The organism is Zobellia russellii (assembly GCF_018728565.1).
Taxonomy (GTDB): domain Bacteria; phylum Bacteroidota; class Bacteroidia; order Flavobacteriales; family Flavobacteriaceae; genus Zobellia; species Zobellia russellii.
In genome coordinates this window covers 92,974-104,714 of record NZ_JACSOI010000006.1, presented here as the reverse complement: position 1 = coordinate 104,714, position 11,741 = coordinate 92,974, and the positions used below count along the sequence as shown (strand labels likewise).

The 11,741-nt window shown below is 40.8% G+C and carries 6 protein-coding genes; all 6 read left to right on the top strand.

What is annotated here, in order from left to right; all coding sequences use genetic code 11:
* The first annotated feature begins 6 nt into the window (after positions 1-6).
* The 6 genes from H9565_RS14875 to H9565_RS14850 all read left to right on the top strand — a co-directional run bounded on the left by H9565_RS14875 (position 7) and on the right by H9565_RS14850 (position 11,740).
* The gene (locus tag H9565_RS14875) at positions 7-585 is read left to right on the top strand and encodes an RNA polymerase sigma-70 factor (RefSeq protein WP_215440800.1); all 579 of its coding nucleotides are present in this window, start codon (positions 7-9) and stop codon (positions 583-585) included.
* A 318-nt stretch (positions 586-903) separates the two neighbouring features.
* Positions 904-1,944, top strand: coding sequence for a FecR family protein (locus tag H9565_RS14870; RefSeq protein WP_215440798.1), 1,041 nt, complete (start codon positions 904-906; stop codon positions 1,942-1,944).
* Positions 1,945-2,093: 149 nt separating this feature from the next.
* Positions 2,094-5,636: a TonB-dependent receptor gene (locus H9565_RS14865; protein WP_215440796.1), complete on the top strand. Its 3,543-nt coding sequence runs from the start codon at positions 2,094-2,096 to the stop codon at positions 5,634-5,636.
* A gap of 10 nt (positions 5,637-5,646) precedes the next feature.
* Positions 5,647-7,236, top strand: coding sequence for a RagB/SusD family nutrient uptake outer membrane protein (locus H9565_RS14860; protein ID WP_215440794.1), 1,590 nt, complete (start codon positions 5,647-5,649; stop codon positions 7,234-7,236).
* Between the two features lie 89 nt (positions 7,237-7,325).
* Positions 7,326-9,251: a glycoside hydrolase family 97 protein gene (locus H9565_RS14855; RefSeq protein WP_215440792.1), complete on the top strand. Its 1,926-nt coding sequence runs from the start codon at positions 7,326-7,328 to the stop codon at positions 9,249-9,251.
* Positions 9,252-9,874: 623 nt separating this feature from the next.
* Entirely contained in the window at positions 9,875-11,740 is a 1,866-nt protein-coding gene (locus H9565_RS14850) for an FISUMP domain-containing protein (RefSeq protein WP_215440790.1), read from the top strand.
* Position 11,741: the final 1 nt, after the last annotated feature.

Genomic DNA, 11,741 nt, shown 5'->3' with positions numbered 1-11,741 from the left:
GAAAGTATGAGCACTTTAAAAATAGTGGAAGAATGTGATCAAGTTTCAGTAATCAACCTCAAACTCGGATGTGATATGGCCTATAGGGAACTGTTCGACCGATATAATAAAAGGCTGTATTATTTTGCCTTGGGGTATTTAAAATCGCCCGTAGAGGCCGAGGGGGTAGTGCAAGATGTCTTTGCTAAAATTTGGGAAAAGAAGGAAAACCTCAAACCTGACAATTCCTTTAAGGCCTATATTTTTACAATTGCCTATAATTTGATCAAGAAAAACTTCATAAGACGGGGGCGTGTACGCGATTATTTGGCATCGGAAGGTGTGCAGCGAGGCTTTGACCTTTCTACCACGGATCAATTGGATTACAATTTTACTATGGAAAGGTTGAAAAACTTGGTAGCCAAAATGCCGAAGAGAAGACAGGAGACGTTTATCAAAAGCCGTTTTGAAGGTCTTCCCGTAAAAGATATTGCCGTAGAGATGGGAATAAGCCCTAAAACCGTTGAAAACCAGATTACCTTGGCCTTAAAATACCTTCGGGTGCATTTGAACGGTACCGAAGAACAAAGGGTGCTGGAAATGTAGTAGGCCCAAGGAAAAGAAAGACTTTTTTTAAAAGACTCCATAAGTCTTTGTGTAGTCGGTATGTCTTTGTTTTTCTGTTTGTTAAGGGGCATAACTTCTTTTTGTTTCAAAGTTTAAGCTGCTCGTACTGTAACCAAATATGACCTTCCGATCTGCAGTTCATACCTAAAAGGCATGTCCTTGGGGCGCCCGCTCAACGGAATACTTCCATTTTCTTTAACAAAATTTAACGAAAACTTGTTGTGGGATAGGGGAATAGGGACAATACGGGATATTACTTAATAGTAGTGCCTTTTTATTATTTCTAAAGCTTTTCCGATGAAGATGAAATTAGACGAAAAAAGAATTCTTGACTACTTCTCAGGAGAAGATACCCCTAAGGATAGAAAGTACATAGAGGCTCTTTTTGCGGATGCTGAACAGGAAGAAGAATTAAAAGAGCTATTGGCACGACATTGGGAAGCCTTTTCCCAAGATGATAATTTCCCCGATAAAAACCTCGGACATCTGTTTCAAAGACCGATCGGCAAGGCGGGTTGTATAGGAGGTAAAAATATATCCGACGTCTTTCGGAAAATATGGATGGCCTATGCACGTGTTGCGGCGATGTTGCTGTTGCCATTGGGACTACTGTACCTAGTATGCACAAATGGGCAAAAAGAAAACGTCCTCGATCAAGTTTCTTCTATTCGTATAAATGCCCCCTTGGGGTCAAAACTTCAATTTACTTTGCCCGATGGAAGTACAGGCTGGTTGAATAGTGGTTCGACCCTTACTTACCCACCACAATTTGGAGATACCCGTGATGTCTATTTAATAGGGGAGGCATGGTTCGATGTGAAGAAGAATAAAGACAGGCCCTTTAATGTGGTGACCCCTGATGTTGATATTTCCGTTTTGGGAACAAAATTCAACGTAGTAGCCTACAAGGGAGAAAAAACCGATGTCGTCTTGGAGTCGGGAAAGGTTCTGTTAAAGCCTAAAGGTGATCAAAAGGAATTGTCAATGGAGCCCAGTGAAAGGGTAATTATCGATGCGAAGACGAACAGTGTAAGTCGTTCGAACATTGTTGGCGACAATAAATTTTCGAGTTGGAAAGATGGCAAATTGGTCTTTCGGAACAATTCAATGGAAGAGGTGGCAAAGCGATTGAGCCGATGGTATAATATTGACGTTACCATAGAAAACCATAAAAATAAAGATTTGAGATTGCGGGCGGTATTTGTAGACGAGGATATCGAGGAAGTATTACGGCTCTTAAAAATGAGTTTTCCTATAGACTATCATATCGAAAATCGAAAAAAGGACGAAAGACACTTTCAATTTTCAAAGCGAAAGGTAAAAATCACGGTTCGATGATCAAAGAAAAACCAACTAAACCAAAATTAAAAACAATGCCTATGGTATAACCTTAAAAACAAAAAAAACAGGAAAGTGGTTGCAGCACATTCCTGTTAGGGCGATTAGAAGTCACAACCGAATTATAACTACTAAACTATTACAAAATTATGGAAAAAAAACCGAAACGAGGGGGAGCGGAAATGTTTACCCTGCGTAAAATTTTAAGAATCATGAGAATTACCTTTTTCTTGGTTATAGTTGCGATAAGCAGTGTTTTTGCGAATGATTCGTATGCGCAGCAAAAAAAGCTATCGCTAAAGATGACCGATGTGAGACTTGGTGAAGTTCTCGATAAAATAGAAAAGGAAAGTCAATTTTACTTTTTGGCCAACCAAGAATCTATTGATCTTGAACGTCTAGTGGACATAGACGTAAGAAACCAGCCTATCAGTTCAATCCTTGACTTGGTCTTGGAGCATACGAATATCCGGTATACGGTGATTGAAAAACAGATTGTTCTGACCAACTCCGAAATCCAAAGGATAGATGAGCCCCATATGTCGGCATTGGCCCAAAATGGCATTGCCGCTATAAGTCCTGTGAATACCATGGATATAGACGAGAGTGCATTTTACCAGGTAATCAGGGGAACCGTTATCGATGAAGGCGGGCAACCACTTCCCGGGGTTAACGTTTTGGCAAAAGGTACGACTACGGGTACACAAACCGATTTTGACGGAAACTATTCGATAAACGTACCGAACGGGGCAACTACCTTGGTGTTTTCATTTATCGGGCTTAAGTCACAAGAAATCGCTATAGACGGAAAAACGGTGGTTAATGTTACCATGATCGAAGATGCTACTGCCTTGGATGAGGTTGTCCTTATAGGATACGGTTCGGTAAAGAGAAGTGATTTAACAGGTTCGGTTGCTTCTGTCTCAAGTGAGGATATTTCAGAAATACCATCTACAAACGTAATCAGTGCCTTACAGGGCAGAGCTGCGGGTGTTCAGATAACTACAGGTGATGGTTCTCCGGGCGGAGGTATCAATATTAGAATACGTGGGACCAGTACGATTACGGGGTCTACGGAACCTTTGTATATTGTTGATGGTTTTCCCGTGAACAGTGACAATGACGATCTTAATGTAAGTGGAGGCATTTTTGAAGGGAGTGTAGAAGGTTCACAAGCTAATAAAGTACGTCCTAATGCGCTTCAATTACTAAATCCTAATGATATTGAAAACATAGAAATTTTAAAAGATGCCGCGGCAACTGCAATTTACGGTAGTAGGGGAGCGAACGGTGTTGTATTGATTACTACCAAAAGGGGAAAGTCTGGAAAACCTAAGGTAAATATTAATTTTACCACTGGGATACAATCTTTAATGCGTACCATGAGCAGAAGAAACGGTCCTGAATATATTGAGAACTTAACCGAAAGAGAAATAAATGACGGTGTTTCACCAAATAATGTGCGCTTTAATGGTTCTGACTTTTTTCATCCTCTTGCACAAAACGCCAATACTTATAACTGGCAGGATATACTTTACAGGCAGGCTATAGTCCAAGATGTATCTGTCTCTTTTAGCGGGGGTGATGAAAATACAAAATATCTATTATCCGGTAAATATCTGGATCAAGATGGTATTATGGTAGATAATTCGTTTAAAAATGCACAGTTCAGAATAAACTTGGATCAGAATTTAGGTAATCTGGTTAGTCTAAAAAGTAACGTATCCTTAAATCATATTTTTGATGATGGGGTTCCGACCGGGGCAGGCTTTAATTACAATACTGTAACTGCTGCACTAGGGTACTCTCCAGTACATAATCCGGAATGGTTTGATGATGCTTCGGGAAGATGGTATGTTGATTCTAAGGCATCTGGACCAGGATTGTATACTAATCCACTGAAAATTTTAGAGAATGTAGATGACATTACTAGGACAAATAGATTGCTCGGAAATATCCAAGCTGATATTCATATTACGAATAGTCTTACGTTAACTGGTAGCGTTGGTTTGGATTACTCAGATACAAAAAGGGAGACTTATATAAATAGAACACTTTTCTTTTCTGGATCACCGGTGCCACCTGGGCAAGCTATTGTTAATACACGTGAATCCCTTCGTTCCAACACAAATGCCTATTTATCTTGGGTAAATTCATTTGGAAATCATAATGTGAATTTTGTAGGTGGTGCTGAGTCGATTCAACAGACCTTTACGGATATAAATATTGGTGCACGTGAATTTGCTTCAGACGACTTGGGAGCTAACAATCTTGCGGGAGGAAACCAGGATTTTCTAAATATTTCAAATGGAAAGAGCAAATGGCAAACTGTTGGTTTTTTTGCTAGGATAAACTATGATTTTGCAAGTAAATATTATATTAGTCTTAATGGTAGGCAAGATGGTTCTTCAGTTTTTGGGGCATCCAATAAATATTCGTTCTTTCCGTCAGTCGCATTAGCATGGAGGCCTACTGAAGAAACATTTTTGCAAGGTCAAGATTTTGTTTCGGACTTTAAAATTAGAGGTAGCGTAGGTCAGACCGGAAACGGAAATTTAGGACCGTACAGTTCAATAGGTCTTTGGTCTATAAATTCTAATGCATATAGTTTTAACGGAATAGCCGCAAATGGCACCAATTTGTCTAGAATATCAAATCCTGATTTAAAATGGGAAACGACTACTCAATATAACATTGGTTTTGATGCTCGTTTTGGAAAGGGTAAGTTAGGCCTGACTTTTGACTATTTCCTAAAAAACACAGAAGATTTAATTATACCGGTAGTTATTCCTTCTACTAGTGGATTTAAATCTTCTATTCAGAATTTAGGCGCTCTGAAAAATCAAGGATTAGAACTAGGTTTTGACGCTGTAGTAGTAGATAGTGATAACTTCAAATGGGATTTGAATGTGAATGCTACACATTTAAAAATAGAAGCTACAAATGTAGCAGAAGGTACTTCTAGAGATTTAAACACGGATGAACCTTACATTGAAGTTGCTACGTGGCCAAGAAGAGGAGGCCCTAGATTGTATGAAGGACAGCCTGCGGGACAGATTTATGGTTTTATAGTTGAAGGAGTATTTGACACGCAAGAGCAAGCAGACAATTGGCCTGTTGATCAAGATGCTTCTAGGAATAATCACCAAGCTGGATATTGGATTTATAAAGATGTTAATGGGGATGGAATAATTACAGATGCAGATCAGACGGCTTTAGGGAAAGGTACTCCAGACTTTATATTTGGTCTTACTAATCGCTTTAGCTATAAAAATTTTGATATCTCCATGTTTCTTCAAGGGCAGGTTGGTAATGAGATTTATATGTTTTATGGAGGTGATTTCGAAAAAACCAATGATACTTGGACACCCAATAACACTGATGCCGAGTTTGCAATTAATAAGTCTGCAAATGGTGGTAAAGGCTTAGTCTTTGATAGTAGAGGCATTCAAGATGGTAGTTTCCTTAGACTTAAAAACCTACGTATTGGGTATACTTTACCTCAGGAGTTAGGGATATTTAGTGGGCTCAATATTTTTGTGACGGGTACAAATCTTCTAACGCTTACTACCTATGATGGATATGATCCAGATGTTAGTTCTGGAGGTACGACTGCTTTTGGTGAAGGTTTTGATACAGGGGTATATCCTACTTCAAGACAGTACACAATGGGCCTCAATTTTAATTTCTAAAATATTAAAAATGAAAAAGACATTTATATATTCATTATTTTTTTTGGTCACGTTATTGCTCACGTTTAGTTGTGATGAACAGTTGGAGGAAGAGCTTTTCAGTTCTTTTGGAGAAGGTAACTTTCCTACCGAAGCAACGGTAGAAACAATGGTGGCAAGTAACTACGCACGACTAGGTGTTTTGGTTGTAAACAACCATAGAATGTTTTGGGCAACTGAGTTTCCAACGCCTTCAGTAATGTATAGGTTTAGGGATGTTCACCCAAGAAATAACCTTTCAACGTGGACTTGGAACAATGATTTTGGCGACCCTGCTTATTTTGAGATAATGGATCATATTTGGAGTACGGTACGTATGTCCAACGATATTATTGATTTGGTACCATCTATAGAGATGAACAACAAAAAACGCCAATCGGAAATAGTGGGGGAAGCAAAATTTTTGAGAGCATTGACATACTTTTACGGTGTTAGATTATGGGGTGGTATGCCAATTATAGATAAGGCGCAGACCTTAGATGATGATTTGTACCCGTCTAGAGCCACTATTGCTGAAACCTATGCTTTTATCATAAAGGATTTAAAAGAAGCTATAGCAACCTTACCTCTAAGAGGTGAAATCGAGGAAGGGCACGCTACTAAAGGTGTCGCACAGGCAATTTTGGCAAAGGCTTACATTACCATGGCTGGACAACCATTAGGGGACAATTCAAATCTTCAGGCTGCGAAAGAGTTATTGGAGGAAGTAATTGCCTCTGGAAAATACGCCCTTGTACAATCTGATACACCGTATAAGGATTTGTGGGATTGGCAGAATGAAAACAATTCTGAAATGATGTTCTCTATTCAAAAGAATGATGAAATACGAAATTTCAGAGGTATGTTTGGATATATGACTCCATCGGTATTAACATCAGGTATTTGGACTTCAGGTGATGGTGATTCTTTTTCAAAAGGATCAAGTTTAGATTTAGTTCCACCAGAGTTTGCCAAATGGTATGCCAGTCACGATTCCGGCCCAAGATATCAATGGACTATTGTTACTGATATAATTCTTGAGGAGGAATATGCTGGTTTCCCTGCAGGTACTACCATGAATATGGAAGATGGACCCCTTGCAGCAGGTTATATTGGCAAATACAGGGCGGTTGGCGCAGAGTTGACTAGTAACTTTTTTACCCCTAATGACTTTCCGGTTTTGAGATATGCAGACGTATTACTACTGCACTCAGAAGTAACTAATGAATTAGGCGCAGCAGACTATACGGGGATTAATGCGGTACGAGAACGTGCTGGTTTATCAACGTTATCTGGTTTGTCTCAAGAAGCATTTAGAGATGCGATTTTTATAGAACGTGATCTTGAACTGACTTTCGAGCAGAAAATGCTTTTCGATATGCGGAGAAGGGGATTGGAATATTCTAAATCCAAATTGGAAGGATTTTATAATGCAGATCAAAATGCATCGGCTCCGGGTGCAGGGGATGGGTATCCCCAAGACTTTCAAATCACCATTGACGGAGAACACCGTATGCTTTTCCCTTATCCACCAAGAGAGCTATCGGCCAACCCTAACTTAGAGCAAAATCCTGGTTATTAATACTTTTTATCTTAGGGCAAATATGAGTGGTATCCGCTCATATTTGCTTTTTTTATTTCGTTCTTAACCATTAAACTAATCTTTAAACTATGCGCAAAAACAAATTCTTACGGAGACCTAAAAAACACCTAATACCTATTTTTTCATTTTTTGCCTTCGTCTTATTATTTTCATGTTCGGGAGACAACAACACGGAGAGTGTGAACCTTACCAGTCCTGATAATAAATACAGTTTTACCTTCAATACGGGAAATGGAACATCACCCTCGTACCATATTAGTTTTGACGGCCAAGAAGTAATTGCAAGTTCCGGTTTGGGATTTCAAATGGAAAATGGAACGCAAGCAGCTTCGACCATTGAAGTAGAATCGGTAGAGACCGATGAGGTCAACTCAAGTTGGAAGCCGGTCTATGGTGAAAAAAACAGCTATCCCGAAAATTATAAGGAATCACTCATCAAACTAAAGGGCGAAGGGGCTTTATACAACCTCCGCGTTCGGGCATATAATGAAGGGGTTGCATTCCGGTACGAGTTTAAGGAAGCAAAGGGTACCATTGATAAAGAACTCACCGAATTTTCAGTGTCACCGACCGCTACGGCTTGGTCATCGGTAAGGGCACAGAGCGAGATTTCCAAAAGGAAGGTAACGGAGCTCGATACGGTAGTGGAGCGCCCCTTGCTAGTGCAACTCAAAGATTCATTGTTTACGGCCATCGGCGAAGCCGCACTAGTCGATTATGCCCGGATGAAACTTAGACGTGACCTCGATAAAAGCGGTACGCTGGTTTCAGAATTGAGTAGTAAGGTCGTATTGGGGAACACGGTTGACAAAACCCCATGGCGCTTTGTCATGGCAGCGAATAAACCCGCACAAATATTAGAGAACAACTATTTATTGTTGAACCTGAACGAACCGAACAAGATAAGCGACACCTCATATATAAGACCGGGGAAAATCATACGGGAATCTACGCTTACAACCCAAGGGGGGATGGCCTGTGTAGATTTCGCGGTAAAACACAATTTACAGTATATCGAATTCGATGCCGGCTGGTACGGTAATGAATATGATGATGCCTCCGATGCGACTACGATTACGATTGATCCTAAAAGATCTAAGGGCCCCCTCGATCTGTTAAATGTTATCGAGTACGCCAAAAGTAAAAACGTAGGCGTTGTTCTTTATGTGAACAGAAGGGCTTTGGAAAAACAATTGGATGAGGTTTTGCCCTTGTTGAAATCATGGGGCGTAAGTGGAATAAAATACGGATTTGTGAACGTAGGCCCGCAAGAATGGACCGTTTGGTTGCACGATGCCGTACGAAAAGCCGCGGAACACAAGCTTATGGTCGATATTCACGATGAGTACAGACCTACGGGATATTCGAGAACCTATCCCAACCTAATGACCCAAGAAGGAATCAGGGGAGATGAGGAATCACCCGAAAATGGAGAGGTCATAAGTACCATCTTTACGCGTATGATCGCCGGGGCCGGAGACCAGACCAATTGCTATTTCGCACCAAGGGTAGAAGAGAAAATGGGCAGTCATGCCTCACAGTTGGCCAAAGCCGTTTGTATCTATAGTCCATGGCAATTTTTATACTGGTACGATAGGCCTGAGGGTTCTAAACCGGGAGAAGAAGGTGCCGGTGGTACAAAGGAATTTATACAAGAAGTGCCCGAATTGGCATGGTACGATGCCCTGCCTACTACTTGGGACGATACCCGGGTATTGGACGGCTACCCTGGGGAATATGCCATAATTGCCCGAAAAAGTAACAATGATTGGTTCGTTGGGGCTTTAAGCGGATCTACCGGGAAGGATATTAGTTTCACATTAGATTTTCTTGATGCTGGAAAGGAATATGAGGCTACGCTATATTCGGATGATGCCAATAGCGATGCCCGTACCAAAGTAGCGATAGAAACGAGAAAAGTAAGTTCAAAAGATCGTATAGATCATACCCTGTTGGCCAAAAATGGATTGGCTGTTCATATTAGGGCATTATAATAAGTACAACTTCACACATTTTATAAAAAACGCTGTTATATACGGCGTTTTTTTTTGTCCCATACGAAGCAACTGCCAATAATTCTTCTCTAGGGAATTTTACTATTTCGAAACATTGACTTGACATTTTACTTCTTTCCACGGTCCATTTCTCAATCCTATTGACGAAGTACAAAAAAGAAACCCTTCCTGAGATGGTCTTCTTTCATATATAGGGTATATTTTTTTTTAGAATGTATAAGGATACAATTTTATTCAATAAATAATGTAATACATATCTTACGTGTTTATGAGGTTTTTGACCTTTAAATAAAACTTAATGTTTTGTGAACAATACGACCTCCTATTTCAGTGATTTTCTCCACCTAGAACAAAATATAACCTCAAACTGAAATATATATCCCCCCTGTAAACGTAATCCAGCCGGTATATTTGGACGAGTTTACACTAAGAAAACAAGTTTCAGGATACCAATTTACCTACTGTGTTTCAAGATGGTAATGACCGCATAATCCGACGTCGTTCCATGATCTGAATGATTTTGATCTGTCTACTTAAAGTAAATCCACCAGTCCTTATTGAGCGAAAAGTTGAATAAGATTTTTAACCAACCATTTGAAATTATGAAGTACATAGAAAAAGTTTTAATGGTCATAAGTTTTGTGTCCGTAATCACACTTCTCTCATGTAACAACGATGATGAAGAAACCATCGAGCTTAGCGATCCGCGTATAAGCTTGAAGTCACCCGGTGATAAGAGTGATGGAATTGACATTGCACCCACCTTTTCTTGGGAAGCTACCGATCCAATGCAAAAATCATTGAAGTACGATTTTTATTTGGGACTAGATAGCACGAAGCTTTTCTCCCAAGCCAGCAAATTGGAAGCCACGACTTATACCTTAACGGATTATAAGCTTCGTAAGGATAAAGTTTACTATTGGCAGGTGTTTGCCGATAACGGAAGCGATAGGGCGGCCAGTGAGATTTGGAGTTTTAGTAGTATTCCTGCTCCGGATGCGCCGATTCTCGATGGCCCTTCCGACGACATCTTTGTACGTGACCAGCTAGAGTTTACATGGCAAGAGGTTGTTGCGGGCGAAGGGGAAGAGCTGCAGTATCAGGTTTTCTTTGGAAAAACAAATCCTCCGAAGGAAAAGGTCGCTACCACAAAGGAACTGGCCTATTCCATGGACCCTGTCGACCTTGAGGTCGGTGAGGTGTATTATTGGCAGGTCAAGGTTTCCGACCTTATAAACGATTCTGCAAGTGAAGTCCGTATGTTCAAAAAATTAAAACCAGGGGCACCCGACGAGCCCATGGCAACTTCACCGGAACACAAAAGCGGACAGTATTCGAGTAATATCACCCTTAAGTGGAATGAGGCCCCAGATCCTGAAAATGATGCGGTTTCGTACACGGTTTATCTCGATGAGGTTTCTCCCCCAAATGTAAAACTGGGCGAAAATATTTCTGCCACCCAGATTAATGCAGAAGATTTGGAAATAAACAAACCCTACTACTGGCGTATTGAGGCTAGCGATCCCATGGGGAACACTACCGAATCTTCGGTATTCAGTTTTACTATTTTAAATGCTGGCGCCCCAGGAGCACCTATAGTTCAAGATCTTGCCGTAAACGGGGTCTTTTCTTTAGATGAATCGCTTGTATGGGCAAAAGCAGACGGGGCGGTGTCCTACGATGTCTATATAGATACGGTGTATCCGCCATTGAATAAAGTGGCCGACGGCCTTACGGAAACGGAGTATAAAGTACCAAATAGTGATATACCGAGTGATATAACGGATGTGAAGACCTATTACGCCATTGTGGTAGCAAAAGATGCCGATGGCAATGAATCGAGTTCGGTGCCTTTACAGTTCACACCTCAAATGACAGGCTCCATTAGGGATGCTCGGGGCGATGAGGTAAACCATTACGAATGGGTAAGGGTCGGCACACAGGTTTGGATGTCGCAAAACTTGAGGGCAACCCGCTTTACCGATGGTGAAAAAATAAATCAACTAGGGCTTAATGAATTGGTGAAAGATGATGTCAACGCTCTTTATTACAACGAACATCCCGCTGTGGAAGGGTTTCCATCGAATTGGGTGAACACCTACGGTCGAGTGTATTCTTGGTGGGTGGTAGAAAGTGCCATTGCACCGGAAGGATGGCATGTTATGAAACCTTCGGATATAAATACATTAAAGGCGTATGCGGGTCATCCTAGAAACCTGTTAAGCGAATGGCATGACGGTGGGGCCAATATTTATGGACTCAATTATGAAACGGCAGGATGGCGCTACCCTACATCGAACGACTTTGTTGAGGGCTTTAGGGTACCCTTAGAACAGTCAAGGGCCAATCTTTGGGTGAACAATGGAAACTATGGTGTTTGGGAGCTGAACGCGAGCTACAACAATACTTTCAGATATTTTGACTACCACTCAGGGATGATGTTCGGGATACGATTGGTAAAAGACTGAT

Coding starts and splice junctions, on each gene's coding strand:
- H9565_RS14875 (WP_215440800.1), top strand. CDS start 7: ATGAGCACTTTAAAAATAGTGGAAGAATGTGATCAAGTTTCAGTAATC.
- H9565_RS14870 (WP_215440798.1), top strand. CDS start 904: ATGAAGATGAAATTAGACGAAAAAAGAATTCTTGACTACTTCTCAGGA.
- H9565_RS14865 (WP_215440796.1), top strand. CDS start 2,094: ATGGAAAAAAAACCGAAACGAGGGGGAGCGGAAATGTTTACCCTGCGT.
- H9565_RS14860 (WP_215440794.1), top strand. CDS start 5,647: ATGAAAAAGACATTTATATATTCATTATTTTTTTTGGTCACGTTATTG.
- H9565_RS14855 (WP_215440792.1), top strand. CDS start 7,326: ATGCGCAAAAACAAATTCTTACGGAGACCTAAAAAACACCTAATACCT.
- H9565_RS14850 (WP_215440790.1), top strand. CDS start 9,875: ATGAAGTACATAGAAAAAGTTTTAATGGTCATAAGTTTTGTGTCCGTA.